This window comes from Agrobacterium sp. 5Ca39 (genome assembly GCF_055382365.1).
Map to the genome: position 1 here is coordinate 2177501 of NZ_AP026436.1, position 23474 is coordinate 2200974.

The following is a 23474-nucleotide window of genomic DNA, read 5'->3' on the forward strand; positions in this document are numbered from 1 at the left end:
GACATTGCGCTTATAGTTGAATGCGATCGATACGCAGGGAAGAACAATGAGCCGACGTATTTTACCCCTACTTGCTTCTCTGTGTGTGACCGCGATTCTGGCGGGCTGCAGCGATGGCGGCGAAAGCAGCCAGAACGCCGCCCAGGGCGCAGCGCGTCCGCCGTCTCCGGTCAGCGTCATTTTGATGAAGACCAGCGAATATCCGTTGACCACTGTTCTGCCCGGCCGCGCCAGCGCGTTCCAGACGGCTGAAATCCGGCCGCGGGTCACCGGCATCATCCGTGAAATTCCCTTCAAGGAAGGTAGCGAGGTGAAGCAGGGCGACGTTCTCTACCAGATCGAAGACAATACCTATCTGGCGGAAGTGGCGCAGGCCAAGGCAAACGTGGCGAAGGCGGAAGCGAGTGTCCCGAGCGCCGAAGCCAACCTTGCCCGGTACGAACGGCTGGTTAACAGCGGTGCCACCCAGATCGAATATGAAAACGCCAAGGTGACGCTGCTGCAGGCGCAGGCCGATGTGGCGCAGACCAAGGCGGCGCTGGAAACGGCGGAGATCAATCTCGATCTCACGAAGGTCCGTGCACCCTTCGACGGCATTACCAGCGCAACGGCCTTCAGCATCGGCAACGTGGTGACCGCGAACCAGACGACCGCTTTGACGACGCTTCGTCGCATCGATCCGATTTACATCGACCTGATGGAATCCAGCACCAATCTCCTGCGTCTGAAAAAGGCGATATCGTCCGGTCAGCTTGGTGGCGACACGAAAGAGACCGGCATTCATCTGACACTGGAAGATGGCACCGAATATAAGCATGACGGCAAGATCGACATGTCTGACATGGCGGTGAGCGAAACGACAGGCACCTTCTCCATCCGCGCCCTCTTCGATAATCCGGACGATCTCCTGCTTCCCGGCACCTATGTTCGCGCCACGCTGACCATCGGCAAGGAAAAGGGCTTCCGTATCCCGCAGCGCGCGGCGAGCCGCAACGCCAATGGCGAGCTGACGGCAAAATTCGTGACGGCGGAAAACAAGGTGGAAACCCGCACCTTCCCTTCCAGCCAGCAGTCGGGCAACGCCTGGCTGGTGACGGAAAACGTCAAGGATGGCGACAAGCTCATTGTCGACGGCTTCCAGTGGATCGCGGACGGCGCAACCGTGGCGCCGGTGGAAGTGACCATTGACGATCGGGGTATCGTCGTTGTGCCGCAGCAGGCTCAGCCTGCCGCCGCGCCTTCGAAATAAGCATGAGCGCGAGACCTCCGGTCGAAGCTCGTAAAAGGTAAGGCAAGGACTGCCATGGCCCATTTCTTCATCAGGCGCCCCGTTTTTGCATGGGTTATCGCCATCGTCATCATGCTGGGCGGCGCCCTTGCGATCTGGACTCTTTCCATTTCGCAATATCCCGACATTGCACCGACAACGGTCCGCGTCAGCGCGACCTACAATGGCGCCAGCGCCGAGACCGTGGAAAAATCGGTGACAACCATCATCGAGGACGGCATGACCGGCCTCGATGACCTCACCTATATGACCTCGTCGTCCTCGACCGGCAGTTCCGAAGTGACGCTGACATTCGGTAACAGCATCCTGCCTGACATCGCGCAGGTTCAGGTGCAGAACAAGCTGCAGCTTGTCCAGTCGCAATTGCCCGATACCGTGCAGCAGCGGGGTATCCAGGTCAGCCGCTCGACATCGAGCATCCTCATGGTTGGTGCACTGATCTCCACCGACGGCAAGCGCAATTCGGCCGATCTCGGCGACGTCTTCTCCTCGCGTGTCGAAGACCAGATCAAGCGCCTGGAAGGCGTGGGCAGCATCAATGTCTTCGGCTCCGAATATGCGATGCGTATCTGGCTGGATCCCTTCAAGCTCAACAAATATCAGCTGACCACCGCAGACGTTACCGGTGCCATCGAAAGCCAGAACACCCAGGTTTCGGTCGGTTCGCTCGGTGCCGTTCCCGCCGTCAAGGGTCAGCAGCTCAACGTGACGGTGACGGCGCAGAGCCAGCTCACCACTGTCGCCGACTTCGAATCGGTCATCCTGAAAGTCGAAAAGGATGGCGCAACCGTCCGCCTGAGCGATGTTGCCCGTATTGAAATCGGCCAGGAAACCTATGGCGGCGATTCCCGCTCCAATGGCCGCCCTTCGGCCGGTTTCGCCGTCAACCTTGCCACGGGGGCCAACGCGCTCGACACGGCGGCGCGTGTAAAAGCTGCCCTGACCAACGTCGAAGGTTCGCTGCCTGAAGGCGTCGCGATCGAATATCCCTATGACACGACGCCGTTCGTGAAACTGTCGATCGAAAAGGTGGTGCATACGCTGATCGAGGCGATCATCCTCGTCTTCGTCGTGCTTCTGGTGTTCCTGCAGAACCTCAGAGCCACCTTTATTCCGATGATCGCCGTGCCGGTCGTGCTTCTCGGCACCTTCGGCGTTCTTGCGCTCACCGGGTATTCCATCAATACGCTCACCATGTTCGCCATGGTTCTGGCCATCGGTCTGCTCGTTGATGACGCCATCGTCGTTGTCGAAAACGTCGAACGAATCATGTCGGAGGAGGGTTTGTCGCCCGTCGAGGCCACCGAGAAGTCGATGGGTGAGATCACTGGAGCCATCATCGGTATCGCGCTTGTGCTCACCGCCGTGTTCATTCCGATGGCCTTCTTCGGCGGATCGACGGGCATCATCTACCGCCAGTTCTCGATCACCATCGTTTCGGCCATGCTGCTTTCGGCCGTAGTCGCCATCGTGCTGACGCCGGCGCTCTGCGCCACCATGCTGAAGCCGATCGACCATCACAAGAAGCAGCGCGGGCCGGGCGCGTGGTTCAACCGCGGCTTCGGCAAGACGACGGACGGCTACGTGTCCTCCATCGGTTATCTGCTGAAGCGGCCCCTGCGCGTCATGATCATCTTCGCAATCGTCATCGGCGGCTGCGTCTGGTTCTTCAGCAAGCTGCCCAGCTCGTTCCTGCCGCAGGAAGACCAGGGCGTGCTCCTGACCATCATCCAGACGCCGACCGGTTCGAATATCGAGCGAACCAATGAAGTGGTGAAGCAGGTTGAAAACTACTTCCGCGAAAAGGAAGCCGCCAATGTCGAATCGGTTTTCGGCGTTCTCGGCTTCAGCTTCAGTGGTTCGGGCCAGAACAACGCCATCGTCTTCACCAAACTCAAGGATTTCGCCGAGCGAACCGCACCCGACCAGCACGCGGGCGCCATCGTCCAGCGCGCCATGGGCACCTTCTTCGGTTTCCGCGATGCCCAGGTCTTCCCGCTTCTGCCGCCGGCCATTCAGGGCATGGGTACATCGAGCGGCTTCTCGATGTATCTCGTGGATAGCGGCCGCAACGGCACCGACGCCCTGACCGCTTCGTCCAAGGAACTGATTGCGCTTGCCACCGGCAATCCTAAGATCAGCTCGCTTCGAAGCGACAGCCAGGACAACGAAACCCAGATGAAGATCATCCTCGATCAGGAGAAGATGGGGGCAATGGGTGTCGATCTTTCCTCTGTCAATCTGATGCTGTCGACGATCTTCGCCGGCCGTGACGTCAATGACTTCACCCTCAACGGTGAACTCAAGCCCGTCTATGTCCAGGGCGACGCGCCGTACCGCATGCAGCCGGACGATCTCAAGTTCTGGTATGCCCGCAACACCAGCGGCGAGATGGTGCCATTCTCCTCCTTCAGCGAGGTGAAATGGATCAACGCTCCTCCGTCTCTGGCGCGCTTTAACGGCACGGGCGCCATCTCGCTCGAAGGCACTGCCGGCGCCGGCGTAGCCTCCGGTGATGCCATGGACGAGATGGAACGGCTGACGGCGAGCCTGCCGGGCGGTTACACGGTCGCGTGGCAGGGCATCTCCTATCAGGAACGCCTTTCCGGCTCACAGGCGCCGATGCTCTATGCGCTCTCGGTGCTGATCGTGTTCCTTTGCCTTGCCGCCCTTTATGAAAGCTGGTCCATCCCCTTCTCGGTCATCATGGCCGTGCCGGTGGGTGTCCTCGGCGCCTTGGCCGCGGCGCATTTCTTCGGCCAGTCGAACGACGTCTACTTCAAGGTAGGCCTGCTGACGACCATCGGCCTCGCGGCAAAGAATGCGATCCTGATCGTCGAATTCGCCAAGGAGAGACAGGAGCACGGGCTGAGTCTCATGGAAGCGACACTGGAGGCCGCGAAGCTGCGCCTGCGGCCGATCATCATGACATCGCTGGCCTTCATCCTCGGTGTTGTGCCTCTCGCAATCGCAACCGGTGCGGGTTCAGCCGCCCAAAATGCAATCGGGATTGGCGTGTTGGGTGGTATGCTTTCTGCAACACTGCTCGGAATTTTCTTCGTTCCGTCCTTTTTCGTCATCATTCGTCGCCTTTCAAGGCGTTAACAAAACAAAAATGGGCTGTGCCAACCGTTAATACGCTGCTAGAAATGTTGCCGATTTGGCAATTGCACGTTTCTACGGCAGATCGACCGCGCAGCCCATTTTTCACCAAGCCGCGCTCGGTAAGCCAACCAGAGAATTGGGAAAATTATATGCTGTCTATTCGCGCTACTCTTCCCCTGACAATGCTGCTGCTCTCAGGCTGCGTTGTTGGACCCGACCACAAGACACCGGAAATCCAATTGCCGGGAAAGTTTGCGGAAGCCGGAAAAACCAGTAACGGCGACATCAGCACCGTTGCGTGGTGGACAGCCTTCAATGACAGCCGCCTGAACGGTTACGTTGCTACCGGCCTGAAGCAGAACCTGACGGTGATGCAGGCCATAGAGCGTATCAACCAGGCTGAAGCCAACGTGATTTCAGCCGGCGCAGGCGGCCTGCCCAGCCTGACCGCCAATGGCAGCCACACGACCAGCGAAACGAAGGGCAGCTACCGCGACGTTCCTGTCACCAACGTCTCTTCCGGCAGCCTCAGCGTTTCCTGGCTGCTCGATCTCTTCGGCCGCTATCGTCGCGCCACGGAAAGCGCCAATGCATCGCTCGATGCGGCTTATTCAAGCGTCGACGTTCAGCGCCTGACGCTGATTTCCTCGGTTGCCTCGGCTTACATCGACGTACGCTATTATCAGGAGCGTCTGGCGATCGCCCGCCATAACCTGGCTTCCCGCCGTGAAACACTGGATCTGACCAAGCTTCAGCTTGAAGCCGGTGCGGCTTCGCGACTCGACGTTGTCCAGTCCGAAGGTCTGGTCAACTCCACCCTGTCCGACATACCGGGCCTCGAAACCAACTTCCGCAAGGCGGCGCACCGCATCGCCACGCTGCTCGGCCTGCCAGCTTCGTCGCTGATCGCCGAGTTGCAGAAGGGCGCGCGTCAGCCCGTGGCCCGCAGTGTGCCACGCACCGGCATTCCGGCAGATCTCATTCGCAACCGTCCGGATATCCGTGTCGCCGAGCGTGAACTTGCGGCAGCCGTGGCAAAGATCGGCGTTGCCGAATCGCAGCTTTATCCGAGCATTGAACTCGGCGGCGCCATCACCCCGAGCTACAACTTCGTCAGCGGCGGCAACAGAGGTACGGCAAACAGCTGGTCCTTCGGCCCGAGCCTTGTTCTTCCGATCCTCGATGGCGGCAGCATCCGCGCCAATATCGACCTCGCCAACTCGCAGGCGCGCGAAGAATATCTCGCATGGAAGCAGACGGTCCTCAACGCCGTCGAAGAGGTTGAAAACGCCCTTGCCGCAGTCAATCGCGACCAGCGCACCGCCGACGCATTGCGCAAGACGGTCGCTTCCTACCAGGAGGCGTTGCAGCTCTCGACCGCCAGCTACCGCGACGGTGCCTCTTCGCTGCTCGACGTTCTCGATGCGCAGCGTCAGGTTTCCGCCGCACAGGCAAGCCTTGCCACGGCGATCCAGCAGACCGCGCAGGACTATGTGTCGCTGAACGTGGCGCTGGGCGGCGGTTATGCCTTTGGCCAGACGACCGCGCCGAAGAAGCCGGCAGGCCCGACTGTTACGGCGGCCAAGGGCATGTAATCAACAGCCCGAAAAGACAAAAAAGCCCGCGTCTCGACGCGGGCTTTTTGTTATTCGCGGCATGGAATAAAAAAAGCACCGGGAACCGGTGCTTTTTTGTCTACTCGATCGCCAGGATCAGTTCTTGGCGCGCTCGACGTAGGAATTGTCTTCCGTCGCGATGACCACGCGAATGCCGGCATCGATATGCGGCGGCACCATGGTGCGGATACCGTTGGAAAGAATGGCGGGCTTGTAAGAAGAAGACGCCGTCTGGCCTTTTACGACCGGCTCGGTTTCCGTGATCTCAAGCGTGACGTGGCGCGGCAGTTCGACAGCCAGCGGATTGCCTTCGTGGATGGAAAGAACGCAGGTCATGCCTTCCTGAAGATAGGCCTTCTGGTCACCCATCGTCTCCGCGTCCACCACGACCTGATCGTAATTCTCAGGGTTCATGAAATGGAAGCCTTCGCCATCTTCATAGAGAAACTGGAAGTTCAGGTCTTCAACAAAAGCACGCTCGACCTGCTCGGTGGTGCGCCAGCGCTCGGAGACCTTCACGCCATCGACGATGCGGCGCATGTCCACCTGCGTGACCGGCGTGCCCTTGCCGGGATGAAAGTTCTGCGCGGTGAGAACGACGTAAAGCTTGCCGTCCACGTCGAGAACATTGCCCTTGCGGACGGATGAGGCGATAACCTTGACCATATGACTTCCTTGTAACTCGATGAAATGCGTCGTAAAGGACTGCGCGGCAGCACCAGCCCCGGCAGACGTTTTGTCTTTTTTCTGGGGCGCAACTACCTTAAATCCGCACGGATTGCCAGCCTTCTACAGCAATTCGCGGAAGAGTACCTAGCGGTTTTCGCCCCGGAACCGCTTTAAATAACGCAACCAGGTGTTTTGCAGCCTGTTTATCCGCAATCCGGGGCGGGGCAGAAGACGGAAACGAAGAACGATGCGCGCAAGCAACGAAACAATGTCGCCATGGTGGACGCCCGATGTCCATGCCGACCGTCGCGCCTTCCTGCTTGGCCGCAACGCCGTCCAGTCGGCCTTTCGCGGCTATTTCGCCCGCGCCGATTTTCTGGAGGTCGATACCTCCACCCTGCAGATCTCGCCAGGCAACGAGGCACATCTCCACGCATTTGCCACTGAAGGCGTGACGCCGGGCGGCGACGCCGTGCCGCTTTATCTTCACACGTCTCCGGAATTCGCCTGCAAGAAGCTGCTTGCCGCGGGTGAAAAACGCATCTCCTGTTTCGCCCATGTCTACAGGAACCGGGAGCGGGGCCCGTTGCACCACCCCGAATTCACCATGCTGGAATGGTATCGCGCAGGCGAAACCTATGAGAGCCTGATGAAGGACAGCGCCAGTCTTCTCGCTCTCGCGGCCGAAACCACGGGCACGAAACATTTTTCCTATCGCGGGCGCAGCGTTGATCCCTTTCTCGAGCCCGAACGCCTGAGTGTCGCTGAGGCCTTCGAACGCTATGCCGGAATCGACCTTCTGGCCACAATCAGCGGAGACGGCGAGACCGACAGCCGGCACCTTGCCGCAAGCCTCGCCAGTGCCGGCATCCGGGTGGCCGAGGATGATACCTGGGCGGATATGTTCAGCCGTGTCATCGTCGAACGGGTCGAGCCGGAACTTGGCTTCGGACGCGCGACAATTCTCGATGAATATCCGACAAGCGAAGCAGCCCTCGCCCGCAGATCCCCGAGGGATGCGCGCGTGGCGGAACGTTTCGAGCTTTATGCCTGCGGCGTGGAACTTGCCAATGCCTTCGGTGAATTGACCGACGCTGCCGAGCAGAGGCGGCGTTTTGAAACGGAGATGGCGGAAAAGCAGCGTGTCTATGGCGAGACCTATCCGCTGGACGAGGATTTTCTGGCTGCGCTCGCCATCATGCCGCCGGCAAGCGGCATAGCCCTGGGTTTCGACCGGCTGGTGATGCTGGCCACAGGCGCACCCCGCATCGATCTCGTCATGTGGGCCCCGGTTGCGGAATACGGACGATGACAGGCTCTGATACCATCAAGACACCGGAGGCACTGCTGGAAGCAGGGCTGATCGAAGCCGGCGCACTCGACAACCTGCGGCCGGTCACGCAGCGTTACGCACTGGCTATCACGCCAGCGGTTGCCGAACTGATCGACATCGGCGATCCGAACGATCCCATCGCCCGGCAGTTCGTGCCGGATGCGGCCGAGCTTATCCATCTTGCCGAGGAGCGGGAGGATCCGATAGGCGATGACGCCCATAGCCCCGTGCATGGCATCGTTCACCGTTATCCGGACCGGGTTCTTTTAAAGGCGGTGCATATATGCCCCGTTTATTGCCGTTTCTGTTTTCGCCGTGAAATGGTCGGGCCACAGGGTAATGGTATGATGAGCCCGCAGCAGCTGGACGCCGCATTCGACTATATAAAGGCGAACCCGGCGATCTGGGAGGTCATCCTCACCGGCGGCGATCCACTGGTGCTCTCCCCGCGGCGACTTTTCGATCTGATGCAACGACTGAAAGACATATCGCATGTGAAGATCGTCCGCTTCCACACCCGCGTGCCCGTAGTCGATCCCGATCGCATCGATGAAGCGATGATCGACGCGCTGAAATCCAGCGGTAAGACGACTTATGTTGCCCTGCATGCGAATCACGCGCGGGAACTCGGCGACGCCGCAAGACTAGCCTCGGCACGCCTCATTGATGCGGGGATCGCCATGGTCAGCCAGACCGTGCTTTTAAAAGGTGTCAACGACGATCCGGCGATTCTTGCCGAACTGATGCGGGCATTCGTCGAGACCCGCATCAAGCCCTATTATCTTCACCACCCCGATCTGGCGCCCGGCACCAGCCACTTCCGCCTGTCGATAGAAGAAGGGCAGCGAATCGTGTCTGCCTTGCGCGGACGCATCTCCGGTCTCTGCCAACCGACCTATGTTCTCGACATACCCGGCGGCCACGGCAAGGCGCCCATTGGCGCAAATGCGGCCGAAAAGACCCGGGACGGCCGTTTTTCAATATCTGACTTCAACGGAAACGATCATATTTATCCGCCGCAGCCATCCGGACACGATTAAAAAAAGCTAAAAAAGCCCGTTACGCAGGGCCTTTTGACGCCGGCCCCGAGCGGAAACAAAAATTTCACAATTCCGCCCCTCTCCTGTCATCATAAAGAAAAATATTCTACCTATAACAATCAGCATTGATTTTAGTGCTGGTCTGGATTATTAGTGTGGAACTGGAGAACGAGTCTCCTGATTCCGGATCAACACCAATACAGGGAGTGTGTCATGTCAAAATACAATCGCATCAACGCAATCCTTGGTCTTGAATCCTGGAATGCTGGATTTAAATCCACGTGTTCCCGCTGCTGTCGAATGTGACTTAACAGTCTCAATTTCCTGAAAATCAGTTCGACAACATGCTGTGAGAAGTAGCCACAGCGGGAGTTTATCTATGCAGAAGCAAGTTATTGAATTCGCCGGCGAGCCCGTTGGCATCGTCGTCCCGGACAACGACCGGCTGAAGTTTATTGCGGTGAAGTTCCACGTTCACGATCTGGACGAGCAGAAGTTCGACAGTGCGGACGATGTGCGGATCGCGATTCGCGACCTCGTGCGTAATCGGAACCTGGCCGCGGTAGCCTGATGCGCGAAAGCCATCGCCCGCTTACAAAACCGTCAAAACGAAAGCGCGCCCCATATCGGACCCGACATTGTGGGCCGGCGGCGCGCTTTTCCTTTGGCTGACAGTCCTGCCTGCAAGACACCGCCTTCCACTTTAATTGGTCTGCCTATGCAGGTTTTTGCGAAATTCGCAAACGCGCCTAAGCCCCCCCACATTTCCTTGTTCCGACAAGGCGCTGAGCTGACAGGCTCCCGGAACGGGCAGAATGAGAGGCCGTCGCAGACTCTCAAGTTTGATGTCAGAAGGCCGTAAAGGTCAGCGTTGTCAGCGAACGAACGATGCCCGGAATATTGACGATGTTCTGATTGATGAATTTGCCGATATCCTCTTCCTGCGGAAGATAGATTTTCAGCAGAAGATCATATTCACCGCTGGTGGAATAAAGTTCGGAAACCAGTTCGGTTTTATAGATGGCGTCGGCGACATCATACGTCTTGCCGGGCTCGCATTGAAGCTGAACAAAAATGGGCTTCACGGACATCTCCCGTATTGAAACTCTCAAGGCACGGCTCTGGCGCCACGCATCACGGCGCACTATTGGCTGAGCCGCATCGTTCTTGCAAGACCGCGCAAGGGTTTAAGCAGAAAACTCGCCGGCCTCGACGCCGGTTCCACCTCCTGCCTCGGAAACGATCCAGCGCCGAAAGCTTTCAAGCGGTGCGTAACCGACGCGATCCGGCATGCAGGCGAGATAATACGCCTCCTCGCTTTCCGCCTCGCCGGCAACGGCCGCGACAAGTCGGCCACTTCGCAACTCCTCTTCGATCATGAAAGCAGGAATGAGCGACACACCGAGACCGGCGCTCGCCGCTTCGGCGATGGTGGTGAACTGATCGAAAAGCATGCCGTGTACGTTGTCGAATACCACGCCGTGACTGCGAAACCATTGCTCCCAGGCATCGGGTCGGGTTGTCATGTGGAGTAGCGGCACATGCAGCAGATCATCAGGCTTTGAAAATCGGTGTCGCGTTTTGAAAGCGGGGCTGCATACGGCAACGATCTTTTCGTGCATCAGGAAAACAAGTTCGGTACCCGGCCAGTGCGGCAAGCCGAAATGAATCGCCGCATCGACCGTATCGGTCTTGAAATCGAAAAGCGAAGACCGCGTCAGAAGATTGACGGAAATACCCGGGTGGCGTGCGATAAAAGCGGGCAGGCGCGGCACGAGCCAGCGTGTGCCGAAGCTTGGCAGCACCCCGAGATTGAGCGTGCCGCCATCCGGATTGGCGCGTAGATTGAGGGAAGCCGTCGATATGCGCCGCAGGGCTTCGCGTATTTCCCGGCCATAACCCTCCCCTGCCCTTGTCAACCGGATCGTCTGTCGCTCGCGAAGGAACAGCGCCACCCCGAGCTGTTCTTCGAGGGCCAGGATTTGCCGGCTGACGGCACCCTGGGTCAGGCCGAGCTCCCGCGCAGCCGCGGTAACGCTGCCGGTGCGCGAAGCGGCTTCGAATGCCGCAAGTAGCGAAAGCGACGGCAAAAAACGGCGGGGCGGCAGAACCATATTCCCTCACGGAATGAACTCTTGACGATATGTCGATATTCAACAGGCGGCGAGGCTTGTAAAGTCTTATAAACAAGGGCTTGTAACTCATACGAAAACCAAATGAACTCGCCCGGACATGGTGGAACGATGTATAATGACCCCCGCTCGCACGGCCTCTGGGAAAAGACCGCGCCGCAGCCACCCGCAACAGCTGCGTTAAAAGGCTCCGTGGCTGCCGATGTCGTTATCGTCGGTGGCGGTTTCACCGGGCAATCTGCGGCGCTCCACCTTGCCGAACGGGACACGAATGTCGTCCTGCTCGAAGCCAGGGAAATCGGCTTCGGCGGCGCGGGGCGCAATGTCGGCCTTATCAATGGCGGCATGTGGGTCATGCCGAAAGAATTGCCTGGCGTGCTGGGCGAAACTTACGGCGAGCGGCTTCTCGGCCTTCTGGGCAATGCACCACTTCTCGTGCGAGACCTGGTGGAAAAACACGCAATTCCCTGCGAGATCGAAAAAAACGGAACGCTGCATTGCGCAGTTGGTGAAAAAGGGCTCCGTGAAATCCGCGAACGCTGCGAACAATGGGCCGAAAGGGGCGCGCCCGTTCGTGTTCTCGATGCAGCGGAAACGGCCAGACGCACAGGCACGACAGCCTATTCCGGCGCACTTCTGGATACGCGTGCAGGCACAATTCAGCCGCTCGCCTATGTTCGCGGTCTCGCCGCCGCCGCGCAGAAGGCGGGCGCACGGCTGTATACGGATAGCCCCGTGGTAGCCACCGAACGCAACGGTGGACAATGGGTCGTGAAGACGCCAAACGGATCGGTAACCGCCAAATGGATCGTGGTGGCGACCGAAGCCTACAGCACGGGACCGTGGCAGGTCGTTCGCGATGAACAGATTTATCTGCCCTATTTCAACTTCGCGACCAGACCTCTCGGCGACAACCTGCAAAAAAGCATCCTCCCCGGCCGCGAGGGCTGCTGGGACACGAAGGAAATTCTCTCATCCTTCCGCATGGACAAGGCTGGCCGGCTGGTCTTCGGCAGTGTCGGGGCGCTGCGCGGCACGGGTGCCGCCATTCACCGCGCCTGGGCGAAACGGTCGCTGAAACGGCTTTTTCCGCAGCTTGGGGATACCGAGTTCGAGTGTGAATGGTACGGCCAGATCGGTATGACCGACAATGCCGTGCCCCGCTTTCACAAATTCGCCGAAAATGTCGTCGGCTTTTCAGGCTATAATGGCCGCGGCATCGCACCGGGCACGGCCTTCGGCAAAGTCATTGCACAGCATGTTCTCGGTGAGATAACCGAGGCGGAATTGCCTTTGCCTTTAACGGAACCAAAAGCGCAGCCCTTCAGGGCTCTGAAGGAAGCCTATTACGAAGCAGGTGCACAGATAGCCCATTTCGCCGGCGAGCGTTTTTGATCCGACTTACGGTCCGACAGAAACATCGGGCCCGATATCTGATTACGACCTTTGCCGTTTCTGCTGTGCTCGCCATCCCCCACAGCTGTCACGGCGTTTCAGTCCGCCCAAATCTACGGTCTGAAAAGACACTCCCGTGACGCAGACGCTCATCCAATGCATTCCTGTGGCGAGCAGAGAACTGAGGTTGGAAGCCCCCCCAACCCCGGGAATTTTGTCATCCTTCGATATATCCTTGAAAATATAATGAATGCGCTATAGGCCTATCGATATATTCATAGGAATATCTCGTACCGGGGCATCACACCATGAGACTTTTGCGTCGCAGCTTCTTCAAAACCATCGCCACAGTGACGTCCTTCGGGCTGGCGGCCTCCTTTGCAGCCGTTCCGGCCCATGCCGCCGAAAAAGTCACGGTGTTGGCCGCAGCCAGCATGAAAAACGCACTGGACGGCATCAACGCCGAGTGGGCGAAGGAAAGCGGTAATGAAGCGGCGGCTTCTTATGCCGCAAGTTCGGCGCTCGCCAAGCAGATCGAGCAGGGCGCACCAGCGGATATCTTCATTTCCGCCGACCTTGCATGGATGAATTATGTCGCTGAAAAGAAGCTGATCAACGCTGACAGCCGCTCCAATCTTCTAGGCAACCGCATCGTTCTCGTCGCTCCCGCCGACAAGGCCAAGCCGGTCGAGATCAAGCAGGGCTTTGATCTTGGGGCTCTGGTAGGTGACAGCCGCCTGGCCATGGGCGCGGTGGATTCCGTACCCGCCGGCAAATACGGCAAGGCCGCGCTGGAAAAACTCGGCGTCTGGTCGTCGGTCGAACAAAAGGTCGCCGGCGCGGAAAGCGTGCGTGCCGCCCTGCTGCTCGTCTCGCGCGGAGAGGCGCCCTATGGCATCGTCTACCAGACCGATGCGGCTGCCGATCCCGGTGTGAAGATCGTCGGCACGTTCCCTGAAGACAGCCATCCGCCGATCATCTATCCCGTGGCCATTCTTTCGGAGGCAAAATCGCCGGCGGCAAAAGCCTATCTGGATTTCCTGAAGTCCGAAAAGGCAACGCCCTTCTTCGAAAAGCAAGGCTTTACGGTTTTGAAATAAACTGCTTTCCCTGGCCCAGGGGCCGCAAGAGATGACGGTTACGGGATATGGCGTTGCATTGGTGGACACTCAGCCCTGAAGAATGGACGGCGATCAGGCTCAGCCTGTGGGTGTCCTCCGTTGCCATGCTCGCCAGCCTGCCGTTCGGCATTCTCATCGCCTTGGCGTTGGCGCGCGGCCGCTTCTGGGGCAAGTCTCTCCTCAACGGCATCGTCCACCTGCCACTTATCTTGCCGCCTGTCGTAACCGGTTTTCTGCTGCTGGTTCTTTTCGGCCGCCGGGGCGCCATCGGACAATTTCTCGACAGCTGGTTCGGCATCGTCTTCTCCTTCCGGTGGACGGGGGCAGCTCTCGCATGCGCTGTCATGGCCTTTCCGCTGATGGTGCGCTCCATCCGCCTTTCCATCGAAGCGGTGGATCGCAAGCTGGAAGAGGCGGCGGGAACATTGGGGGCCAATCCGCTCTGGGTGTTCCTCACCGTTACCCTGCCCCTGATCCTGCCCGGCATCATTGCCGGCATGATTCTCGCTTTCGCCAAGGCCATGGGCGAATTTGGCGCGACCATCACTTTCGTTTCAAACATTCCGGGCGAAACGCAGACATTGTCCGCCGCCATCTACACCTTCACGCAGGTCCCGGGCGGCGACGCCGGTGCGCTGCGGCTTACAATCGTTTCGGTTGCGATTTCCATGCTCGCTCTGCTCGTCTCGGAATTGCTGGCCCGCGTAATCGGCAAACGGATGAGCATGGAATGACGCTTTCGGTTTCCATCCGCCACCGTCTTGGCGCCTTCGAACTTGACGCGTCATTCATGTCCGAAGGCGGAGTGACCGCGCTTTTCGGGCGCTCGGGCTCCGGCAAAACCTCAGTGATGCGCATCATCGCCGGCCTCCTGCGACCGGATGATGGACAAGTTTCACTTGATGGCAAAGTGCTGAGCGACAGCGAAAAACGACTGTTTCTGCCGGCGCACAAACGCCATTTCGGTTATGTCTTTCAGGAAGCGCGGCTCTTCCCGCATCTCAGCGTCGCCCAAAACCTGAACTACGGCAGGTGGTTCACTGCGAATAAAACCACGGGCACGGATGGGGACCATATCGTCGACATGCTCGGCATTGGCCATCTTCTGCACCGACGCCCGAACAAACTTTCCGGCGGCGAAAAGCAACGTGTGGCTATCGGCCGCGCCCTGCTTTCTTCACCCAGATTGCTGCTGATGGACGAGCCGCTCGCCTCGCTGGACGAACAGCGGAAAGCGGAGATCATTCCCTATCTCGAACGGCTGCGGGACGAGACGAAAATCCCTGTTGTCTATGTCAGCCACTCGATCCACGAGGTCGCCCGTCTGGCCGATCGCATCGTTGTTATGAAGGACGGTATGGTGGAAACGCAGGGAAAAGCCGCCGAGGTGCTGGCAAGACCCGATTTCAGCACCCATCTCGAAAGGCGCGAGGCGGGCAGCATTCTTTCCGGGCGCATTGAAAGCTTCGACGAGCGGCATGGGCTTGCCGCCGTAAAGCTAAAAACCATGCTGCTTCACGTTCCGGCAAGAAGCGGAATATGCGGCAGCCCGGTGCGCGTGCTCATACCCGCACGCGATGTAATGCTTGCAACCGTAAAACCTGAAGGCTTGAGCGCGCTCAACATTCTCAACGGCCGTGTCGCAAACGTTTCCGTGAGCGAAGACGCCATGGTCACGGTTCAGGTGGATTGCGGCGGTGACATCATCCAGTCGCGCATCACAGACCTCTCTCGCGAAAGGTTGCAGCTGGAACCCGGAAAACCGGTGCATGCAATCATAAAGTCAGCGGCTATCGATCCCTATTGAGAGCAGCGTCAGGATTGCGGTTGGCCTCCAGCCAGTCGATATCCTGATGTAAGGCCTCGTTCATCCGCGTTTGCATGTCGCGATAACGCGCCAGCAATTCGGTGCCGAAGACGGTCAGCGCCGCCCCGCCGCCCTGTTTGCCGCCGCGCTGCGATTCGATAACCGGTTGTCGAAACATATGGTTCAGCGCATCCACCAACAGCCACGCGCGGCGGTATGACATGTCCATCGCCCGCCCGGCGGCGGAGATCGAGCCGGTCTCGACAATCAGTTCCATCAATTCGATCTTGCCGTGGCCGAGGCGTTCTCCGGGCGGAAAATCAATGCGAAGGACAGGTTTCAGTGGCGGAAGAGCCTCACTCATCGGTCAAAGGCTCCGTCCATGAAGATCGCGATAGGCCTTTTGCGCTCCATCCACCGGCAAGGCCGTCGCCTCATAGATGCCACGTGCCACGGCCCGCGCCATCACAATGGTGGCAAGATGGCAAAGTTCGGCGAAATGAACGCCGCCCTCAAGCGGCTTCTCGCCCGTCGCGGCCGCGAACATGGTGTCACCGTCACTCGGCAAATGGGCGGGCAGAACGGCGCGGGCCAACCCGTCATGCGCCATGATGGAAAGGCGATGTGCCTGCGCTTTCGTAAGTGCGGCATCCGTCACCACCGTACCGATGGTCGTTGCCGTGAGATTGACCCCCTTGAGGCGCAAGGCGGTATTTTCAGGCTCAAACCGTTGCGGAAACCCGCTTCCGCCAAGCTCATCCGCCACCTCAAACGGAGCCGACCAGAAATGGCGGCTCGCGCCGAGGGTTGCCGAGCCAAGCGCATTGACGGCGACAATAGCCGCCACTTTATATCCCCCGGAACTGACAGCACTTGCCGACCCCAGCCCTCCCTTGAAGGTCGCCGTCGTTGCTCCCGTCCCGGCACCGACCGTCCCGAGTTCGAAGGGCGCCGCACACGCCGCCTTGAAAGCCGCATATCCCATGTCGCGATAGGGCGAATGCAAACCCCAATTCTTGTCGCCGCCATTCAGAAGATCCATGAGGATCGCCTGCGGCACGATGGGTACGCGGGTGGAACCGACCTGAAGGCCGCGGCCGATCTCGCGCAGCCCGGCCTGAACGCCGCCTGCCGCATCAAGCCCAAAGGCCGAGCCGCCCGACAGCACGAAGGCATCCACGGTTTCAACCGTCATCGCCGGGTCGAGCAGGCCCGTGTCACGCCCGCCAGGCGCACCGCCCAGAACAGAACCTGAGGCAATGGCGGGCTTTTCAAAAACAATCGCCGTAACACCGGAACCGAGGGAAAGATCGGTAACATTGCCGACCGAAACGCCGTCTATGTCAGTCAGAAGATTGGTGAGTGCCGCCATGCCTTTTCCCTTTTCTCCCGGTATCCCGCCACCATCAGGCACTGTCAACGCAAAAGGTGACACGCCTGATGTCGGCGACGAGCCGCGATCAGGAAAAAACCGCAGTCCCGATCACGGGCGTCGAGGGAACGGCCATGTCCCGCGGCTCCAGCGGTCCGGAAATATATGCCTGATGGCCGGCTTCTATCGCCAGAGCAAAAGCTTCGGCCATGCCGGCCGGGTCTCCCGCCCCCGCCACCGCCGTGTTGAGCAGAACGGCATCGTATCCAAGCTCCATTACGGTGACTGCATGCGACGGGCGGCCGATACCGGCATCAACAATCAAAGGTATGTCGGGGAAACGCGCCCGCATGGATTTCAGCGCCACCAGATTGAGCGGTCCCATGGCGCTACCAATCGGTGCGCACCACGGCATCAAAACCTTGCAGCCCGCCTCCAGCAGCTTCTCGGCGACGACCAGATCGTCGGTCGTATAGGGAAAGACCTCAAAACCATCGTCGCAGAGGATTTTCGCGGCTTCCACAAGCGCAAAGACATCGGGCTGCAGCGTATCGTGATGGCCGATGACCTCCAGCTTGATCCAGTTGGTGCGAAACACCTCGCGCGCCATCTTTGCCGTCAGCACGGCTTCCTTGGCGGTGTGGCAGCCAGCCGTATTCGGCAGGACGTTTCGATCCAGTTCGCGGATCAGTTCGAAAAACTGCCCGCCTTTCCTGCCGCCCACCATTTCCCGGCGCAGCGAAATCGTCAGAATATCCGTGTTGCTGGCCCGGACCGCATCCGCGAGCACGGCGGGGGATGGGTACCGCGCCGTACCAAGGAGAAGACGGGACGAGACCTCACGGCCATAAAGCATCAGCATGGCTCAGCCTCCCTGCATCGGCGAGAGAATTTCGACGCGGTCAAAATCCTTCAGTTGATAATCGGCGCGCTCTTCCGAATGCACCAGTTCGCCATTCACCGCCGTCGCCAGCCAATCGCCTTCGTATTCGAGGCTGGCAAGCAGGCCGGCCAGCGTCTCGGCGGCGAGATCAAGCTCGTCGCCATTGACAAGAAGTTTCATGATCCTGTTCCTTCTGAGAAAGTTTGGCGAATGATGTCAGCCGCCTGCCGCGCCATGGTCGGAGAAAGCAGAAAGCCGTGCCGGTGCGCGCCGTTGATGAAAATGGTCCGGCAGTCCTGCATGACCTTGGGGAGATTGTCGGGATAAGCAGGACGCACACCCGTGCCGGATTCGATGATCCGAGCTTCCGCAAAAGCCGGATGCACGGCATAGGCGGCATTCAGGAACTCCATCATCGAACGGACGGAAATGGCCCCGGCATCCTCCGTCTCGATCATCGTCGCGCCCACCATGAAGCGGCCAGACTCGCGCGGGACGATGTAAAGCGGAATGCGCGGATGCAACAGCCGGACGGGACGGGAGAGGGATAGCTCCGACGTAGCGAGGTAGAGCATCTCTCCACGCACGCCGCGTAGGTTGGAAATTTCTCCCACTGCCGCAGCTCCGGTGCAGTCCACCGCCCGGTCGAACAATCGTTCATCGACAGGGATGCCCATGTGGAACCGCACACCCATGATAGAAAGCCGCTCATGCAGCGATTTCAGCGCGAGACGCGGATCGAGATGCCCCTCGCCCGGGAAATAGAGCCCGGAGCGGAAGCGACCCGCAAGATCGGGCTCCAGAGCGGCGATCTCGCCCTCATCCACCCAGCGATAACCGCTGGTCCGCGATGCGAAACGCGTGAGCTCTGCCTTGTCGCGTGCTGGCGCGACGACCAGCGTGCCATTGCGAACCACAAGGCCGGGAGTTGCCTCGTCCCACCAGTCAAGCGCCACCTTGCCAAGCGTCAGGACCGCTTCCTCCGCATTTTCGCGCTCACACCAGGGAGCCAGCATGCCGCCGGCATAAAACGACGCTCCACGAGAAGGCTCGGCATTGCGCTCCGACACCTCGACAACAACGCCCCTCCGCGCCAGTTCGAAGGCCGCCGTCAAACCGGCGACCCCCGTTCCCTTGACAAGGACGTGCATTTTATTCGGCATTCGCAGGCGTCGGAAGCGGCATGTAAAGCTCACCGCCTTCCTTGAAGCGCGCGGCCATGGCCTCAAGCCCCTCCTTCTGCGCCTCGGCGCGGATATCGTGGGAAATCCGCATCGAGCAGAATTTCGGTCCGCACATGGAGCAGAAATGCGCAACCTTGTGCGCCTCCTTCGGCAGCGTCTCGTCATGGAAGGACCGAGCCGTATCGGGATCGAGCGACAGGTTAAACTGATCCTCCCAGCGGAACTCGAACCTTGCACGCGACAGCGCATCGTCCCGCACCTGTGCGGCCGGATGACCCTTGGCAAGATCGGCGGCGTGAGCGGCGATCTTGTAGGTAATGACACCCACCTTCACGTCATTACGATCCGGCAGACCGAGGTGTTCCTTCGGCGTAACGTAGCAGAGCATGGCGGTCCCGAACCAGCCGATCATTGCAGCACCAATGCCGGACGTGATGTGGTCGTAACCGGGCGCAATGTCCGTGGTCAGCGGCCCAAGCGTATAGAAGGGCGCTTCGCCGCAGGTCTTCAACTGCTTGTCCATATTCTCCTTGATCTTGTGCATCGGCACGTGGCCGGGGCCTTCGATCATCACCTGGCAATCCTTTGCCCAAGCGATCTGCGTCAACTCACCCAGCGTTTCTAACTCCGCAAACTGCGCCGCATCATTGGCGTCAGCGATCGAGCCGGGACGCAGGCCATCGCCCAGCGAGAAGGAGACATCGTAAGCACGGCAGATGTCGCAAATCTCGTCGAAATGCTCATAGAGGAAACTTTCCTTGTGGTGATGAAGACACCACTTGGCCATGATCGAGCCGCCGCGTGAGACGATGCCGGTGACGCGGTTGACGGTGAGCGGTATGTAATGCAGCCTGACGCCGGCATGGATGGTGAAATAATCCACACCCTGCTCCGCCTGCTCGATCAGCGTATCGCGGAACACTTCCCAATTGAGGTCTTCGGCAATGCCGTTCACCTTCTCCAGCGCCTGATAAAGCGGCACGGTTCCGATCGGAACCGGCGAATTACGGATGATCCATTCGCGGATATTGTGGATGTTGCGGCCGGTCGAAAGGTCCATGACCGTATCCGCACCCCAGCGGATGGCCCAGACCATCTTCTCAACCTCTTCCGCCATTGAGGAGGTGACGGCGGAATTGCCGATATTGGCATTGATCTTGACGAGAAAATTGCGGCCGATGATCATCGGCTCAAGTTCCGGATGGTTGATATTGGCTGGAATAATGGCGCGGCCCGACGCCACTTCCTGACGCACAAATTCCGCCGTGACGTAATCAGGAATATGCGCGCCGAAACTCTCACCGTCACGCGCGAGCTTCTCCTTCGCTGCCTCGCGCCCGAGATTTTCGCGAATGGCGATGAATTCCATTTCGGGCGTGATAATGCCCGCCCGCGCATAGGCAAGTTGCGTCACCGCCTTGCCCGCCGTCGCTTTCAGCGGCTGATGACGTACACCAAATTCAGGCGTCAGGCGTTCGCCTGTGGCAAAACCGTTATCCTCCGGCTTGACGTGCCGACCCTCGTAAGCCTCGACATCACCGCGCGCGACGATCCAGTCATGACGCAGACGCGGCAGACCCTTTTCGATCAGGACCGGATGGTTGGGGTCGGTATAGGGACCTGAGGAATCATAAACCGTGACCGGCGGCTCGCCCGCCGTCGGGTGCACTGCGATCTCGCGCATCGGTACGCGGATATGCGGATGCAAAACGCCCGGCTTATGGATTTTCGTGGAGGCGGCATGCGGGCCGGTTGTAACGACGAGCGGTATAGTCTTGGCAGCGATATTCATCTTGAGGCTCCAAAGTTTAACAGTGGAGACCCAGTTCGAGCCGGAATGATGGAAAATACCTGTGTGCCGAAACGCGGCGCCATGCGCCGCCCGACATCAGGTCTTTGCACCGTCCCTACGCCAGTATGAACTGGATCAGGTTCAACGGGTCACTGCGCATGAAAGCAGAATCTCAGCCCCTTGACGGGACACCCCTGGTGAATGGCCCCAGCAAAAAACACCCTCAGGCTTTTGTCAAGACCGGCGATCCATGCTTGGCAAAGGTGCGGGAATGGCGCATGCTGCCGTTAGTTGTAATTAACCTAACGGTTTAGGCGAATATTATCGTTTGCAACGTAACCATAAGCACAAACCATCCTGATGTGAAATTCATGGGAGATACGTCGGAATGAATGCGACTATACGTGAAATACTGGCAAAATTCGGCCAGCTTCCAACCCCCGTCGATACGATTGCAGATGAAGCCGATCTTTACGCGGCGGGCCTTTCTTCCTTTGCATCGGTGCAATTGATGCTCGGCATCGAAGAAGCATTCGATATCGAATTCCCGGACAATCTGCTGAACCGCAAGTCTTTCGCCAGCATCAAGGCCATTGAAGACACTGTTAAACTCATTCTCGATGGTAAAGAGGCAGCCTGATGAACGTCACCGTCGCGCCGCAGGATGAAACGCTGTCCGCGCGCGCGGGCCGTGTCGCGGCAATTGCCGCCAAATATGCGGACGAGGTGGATGTCACCGGCCGCTTTCCGCAGGAAGCCGTTGATGCATTGAGGCAGGAACGTCTGCTCGGCATACAGGTCCCTTCACTGCTGGGCGGCGAAGGCGCCTCCCTTCAGGAAATCGCCGATATCTGCGCCCGGCTTGGGCAGGCCTGTTCGGCAACGGCGATGATTTTCGCCATGCACCACATCAAACTGTCGAGCCTTGTGGAACATGGAGAGGCGAGCGCATGGCACGCCGACTTCATGCGCCGCGTCGCCGGCGAACAGCTTCTGCTCGGTTCCGCCACCACCGAAGGCGGCATCGGCGGAAATCTGCGTAACTCCATCTGCGCAATCGAAGTCGAAGGTGATAGCTGCCGGCTGGAGAAGGACGCCACGGTTATTTCTTATGGCAGCAACGCCGATGCGATCCTGATTACGTCGCGCGCCCACAAGGATGCCGCGCCCGCCGATCAGGTGATGACCGTCTTCCTGAAAAACCAGTATACGCTTGAGAAGACCCATGTTTGGGATACGCTCGGCATGCGTGGCACCTGTTCGGACGGCTTCCTGTTCCGCGGCGAAGCGCCGGCGGCGCAGATTTTCCCAAAGCCTTTCGCAGAAATCGCTGCACAATCCATGCTTGCAAGCTCGCATCTGCTGTGGAGCGCCGTCTGGTATGGTATCGCGTCGGATGCGGTGCTGCGCGCCCAATCTTTTGTCAGAGCTGCGGCCCGCAAGTCGCCCGGAACGGCTCCTCCCGGCGCGATCCGCCTTGCCGAGGTTTCCACCAAGCTGCAGGTGGTGAAATCCAACATCATAGCCGGTATCAAGGCCTACGAGGACACCAAGAGCGATCCGGAAAAATTGATGTCGATGGCCTTTGCCGTTGCCATGAACAATGTGAAAATCTGCTCTTCGGAAACCATTCTCGAGATCATCGACCACGCCATGCTGGTCTGCGGCATCATGGGCTACAAGAACGGCACGCCCTACAGCCTCGGCCGGCATCTGCGCGACGCGCATTCCGCCCGCCTGATGATTTCCAACGACCGCATTCTCGGCAATTCCGCCAATCTCCTGCTGGTTCACAGGCAGGACACCAGCCTCTTGGGATAAGACCATGGACATGCAAACATCGTTCCTCGATCGACTGTTCGAAGAAGGCCTGCTGATTGAAACGGGTGTGGACGGTCTTTATGGACGCAGCGGCCAGTTCGAGGACGTGATTGCCGCCTTCGAGCGGCTGATCGACCGCACCGGTGGCGCCGATGGCGCCGAAGCGATCCGTTTCCCGCCCGGCATCAACCGCGCCTATTTCGAAAAAAGCGGTTACATGAAGAGCTTCCCGCAGCTCGCCGGCACGGTCCATTCCTTTTGCGGCTGCGAACTGGACCATGTCAGCCTGCTGAAAACCATGGATGAGGGCGGCGACTGGACCAAGGATCAGAAAGCCACCGATATCGTACTGACGCCAGCGGCCTGCTACCCGCTTTATCCAACGATCGCCAAGCGCGGCGCGCTGCCTGCCGGCGGCGGTCTCTATGACATCCAGTCCTATTGCTTCCGCCACGAGCCCTCCAAGGATCCGGCCCGCCAGCAGCTTTTCCGCATGCGCGAATATGTCTGCATGGGCACCGAGGCCAACGTCACCGAATTCCGCCAGACCTGGATGGATCGCGGCGTTGAGATGATGAAAGCGGTCGGGCTCGATGTCACCATCGATATCGCCAACGATCCTTTCTTCGGCCGCGCGGGCAAGATGCTCGCCAACAACCAGCGCGACCAGAACCTGAAATTCGAACTGTTGATCCCGGTCACGTCAACGACCAGCCCGACAGCCTGCATGAGCTTTAACTACCATCAGGACGCCTTCGGCCAGAAATGGGGTCTGAACCTCGATAATGGCGATGTCGCCCACACCGCCTGCGTCGGTTTCGGCCTTGAACGCATCGCGCTGGCGCTGTTTGCCCATCACGGTCTAGATGTGAAGAAATGGCCCACAAAAGTCGTGGAAACACTCTGGGGCTGATTA

General features: G+C 59.1%; 21 protein-coding genes, 1 pseudogene and 1 riboswitch. Of the genes and pseudogenes, 13 read left to right on the forward strand and 9 right to left on the reverse strand.

The window, feature by feature from the left end; genetic code table 11:
• Positions 1–46: 46 nt before the first annotated feature.
• The 3 genes from ACZ47E_RS10835 to ACZ47E_RS10845 all read left to right on the forward strand — a co-directional run bounded on the left by ACZ47E_RS10835 (position 47) and on the right by ACZ47E_RS10845 (position 5988).
• Complete coding sequence (locus ACZ47E_RS10835; protein ID WP_006699119.1) at positions 47–1249, forward strand: efflux RND transporter periplasmic adaptor subunit; 1203 nt, start codon at positions 47–49, stop codon at positions 1247–1249.
• Between the two features lie 54 nt (positions 1250–1303).
• Entirely contained in the window at positions 1304–4393 is a 3090-nt protein-coding gene (locus tag ACZ47E_RS10840) for an efflux RND transporter permease subunit (RefSeq protein WP_004443603.1), read from the forward strand.
• Between the two features lie 149 nt (positions 4394–4542).
• Positions 4543–5988, forward strand: a complete 1446-nt coding sequence (locus ACZ47E_RS10845) for an efflux transporter outer membrane subunit (RefSeq protein WP_022556884.1) — start codon at positions 4543–4545, stop codon at positions 5986–5988.
• Positions 5989–6105: 117 nt separating this feature from the next.
• On the opposite strand, the gene efp is transcribed toward ACZ47E_RS10845, so the two are convergent.
• Positions 6106–6675: an elongation factor P gene (gene efp, locus ACZ47E_RS10850; protein ID WP_004443607.1), complete on the reverse strand. Its 570-nt coding sequence runs from the start codon at positions 6673–6675 to the stop codon at positions 6106–6108.
• A 250-nt stretch (positions 6676–6925) separates the two neighbouring features.
• On the opposite strand from efp, the gene epmA reads away from it, so the two are divergent.
• The 3 genes from epmA to ACZ47E_RS10865 all read left to right on the forward strand — a co-directional run bounded on the left by epmA (position 6926) and on the right by ACZ47E_RS10865 (position 9622).
• Positions 6926–7990, forward strand: a complete 1065-nt coding sequence (epmA, locus tag ACZ47E_RS10855) for an EF-P lysine aminoacylase EpmA (protein WP_278067023.1) — start codon at positions 6926–6928, stop codon at positions 7988–7990.
• Positions 7987–9051, forward strand: coding sequence for a lysine-2,3-aminomutase-like protein (locus ACZ47E_RS10860; protein ID WP_278067024.1), 1065 nt, complete (start codon positions 7987–7989; stop codon positions 9049–9051). Before epmA ends, ACZ47E_RS10860 begins: the two co-directional genes overlap by 4 nt.
• Before the next feature lie 379 nt (positions 9052–9430).
• Positions 9431–9622 carry a hypothetical protein gene (locus ACZ47E_RS10865; protein WP_045533251.1) on the forward strand — a complete coding sequence of 64 codons (192 nt, stop codon included), beginning with the start codon at positions 9431–9433 and terminating at the stop codon, positions 9620–9622.
• Between the two features lie 277 nt (positions 9623–9899).
• On the opposite strand, the gene ACZ47E_RS10870 is transcribed toward ACZ47E_RS10865, so the two are convergent.
• The gene (locus ACZ47E_RS10870) at positions 9900–10136 is read right to left on the reverse strand and encodes an Lrp/AsnC ligand binding domain-containing protein (RefSeq protein WP_003521320.1); all 237 of its coding nucleotides are present in this window, start codon (positions 10134–10136) and stop codon (positions 9900–9902) included.
• Between the two features lie 102 nt (positions 10137–10238).
• On the reverse strand, positions 10239–11165 hold the full coding sequence (locus tag ACZ47E_RS10875) for a LysR family transcriptional regulator (protein WP_278067026.1): 927 nt from the start codon (positions 11163–11165) through the stop codon (positions 10239–10241).
• Between the two features lie 129 nt (positions 11166–11294).
• On the opposite strand from ACZ47E_RS10875, the gene ACZ47E_RS10880 reads away from it, so the two are divergent.
• The 4 genes from ACZ47E_RS10880 (at position 11295) to modC (ending at position 15506) form a co-directional block, all read left to right on the forward strand.
• Entirely contained in the window at positions 11295–12578 is a 1284-nt protein-coding gene (locus tag ACZ47E_RS10880; protein WP_045533255.1) for an NAD(P)/FAD-dependent oxidoreductase, read from the forward strand.
• A 308-nt stretch (positions 12579–12886) separates the two neighbouring features.
• Positions 12887–13678 carry a molybdate ABC transporter substrate-binding protein gene (modA, locus tag ACZ47E_RS10885; protein ID WP_464016848.1) on the forward strand — a complete coding sequence of 264 codons (792 nt, stop codon included), beginning with the start codon at positions 12887–12889 and terminating at the stop codon, positions 13676–13678.
• A gap of 47 nt (positions 13679–13725) precedes the next feature.
• Complete coding sequence (modB, locus tag ACZ47E_RS10890; protein WP_107340349.1) at positions 13726–14433, forward strand: molybdate ABC transporter permease subunit; 708 nt, start codon at positions 13726–13728, stop codon at positions 14431–14433.
• Positions 14430–15506 carry a molybdenum ABC transporter ATP-binding protein gene (gene modC, locus ACZ47E_RS10895; protein ID WP_107340348.1) on the forward strand — a complete coding sequence of 359 codons (1077 nt, stop codon included), beginning with the start codon at positions 14430–14432 and terminating at the stop codon, positions 15504–15506. The genes modB and modC overlap by 4 nt, the downstream gene beginning before the upstream one ends.
• Here the strand turns inward: modC and ACZ47E_RS10900 are convergent.
• From ACZ47E_RS10900 to thiC, 6 genes and pseudogenes are all read right to left on the reverse strand, one after another.
• A complete protein-coding gene (locus ACZ47E_RS10900; RefSeq protein WP_107340347.1) occupies positions 15490–15870 on the reverse strand; it encodes a winged helix-turn-helix domain-containing protein in 381 nt (126 codons plus the stop codon). The genes modC and ACZ47E_RS10900 overlap by 17 nt on opposite strands.
• Before the next feature lie 3 nt (positions 15871–15873).
• A complete protein-coding gene (locus ACZ47E_RS10905) occupies positions 15874–16878 on the reverse strand; it encodes a P1 family peptidase (RefSeq protein WP_107340346.1) in 1005 nt (334 codons plus the stop codon).
• Positions 16879–16966: 88 nt separating this feature from the next.
• Entirely contained in the window at positions 16967–17740 is a 774-nt protein-coding gene (locus ACZ47E_RS10910) for a thiazole synthase (protein ID WP_006699109.1), read from the reverse strand.
• A gap of 3 nt (positions 17741–17743) precedes the next feature.
• Positions 17744–17941 carry a sulfur carrier protein ThiS gene (gene thiS / locus ACZ47E_RS10915; protein ID WP_004443639.1) on the reverse strand — a complete coding sequence of 66 codons (198 nt, stop codon included), beginning with the start codon at positions 17939–17941 and terminating at the stop codon, positions 17744–17746.
• Positions 17910–18912, reverse strand: a pseudogene (gene thiO, locus ACZ47E_RS10920) (glycine oxidase ThiO). The gene thiS and the pseudogene thiO overlap by 32 nt, the downstream one beginning before the upstream one ends.
• 1 nt (position 18913) lies before the next feature.
• Positions 18914–20737: a phosphomethylpyrimidine synthase ThiC gene (thiC, locus tag ACZ47E_RS10925; RefSeq protein ID WP_142186741.1), complete on the reverse strand. Its 1824-nt coding sequence runs from the start codon at positions 20735–20737 to the stop codon at positions 18914–18916.
• A gap of 94 nt (positions 20738–20831) precedes the next feature.
• Positions 20832–20943, reverse strand: a riboswitch (TPP riboswitch).
• A 182-nt stretch (positions 20944–21125) separates the two neighbouring features.
• Here thiC and ACZ47E_RS10930 point away from each other — a divergent pair.
• From ACZ47E_RS10930 to ACZ47E_RS10940, 3 genes are read left to right on the forward strand one after another with little or no spacing between them, the layout of a single operon-like run.
• Complete coding sequence (locus ACZ47E_RS10930) at positions 21126–21377, forward strand: acyl carrier protein (RefSeq protein WP_003504852.1); 252 nt, start codon at positions 21126–21128, stop codon at positions 21375–21377.
• Positions 21377–22558, forward strand: a complete 1182-nt coding sequence (locus tag ACZ47E_RS10935; protein ID WP_037090281.1) for an acyl-CoA dehydrogenase family protein — start codon at positions 21377–21379, stop codon at positions 22556–22558. Before ACZ47E_RS10930 ends, ACZ47E_RS10935 begins: the two co-directional genes overlap by 1 nt.
• A 4-nt stretch (positions 22559–22562) precedes the next feature.
• Positions 22563–23471: an amino acid--[acyl-carrier-protein] ligase gene (locus tag ACZ47E_RS10940; protein ID WP_278067029.1), complete on the forward strand. Its 909-nt coding sequence runs from the start codon at positions 22563–22565 to the stop codon at positions 23469–23471.
• Positions 23472–23474: the final 3 nt, after the last annotated feature.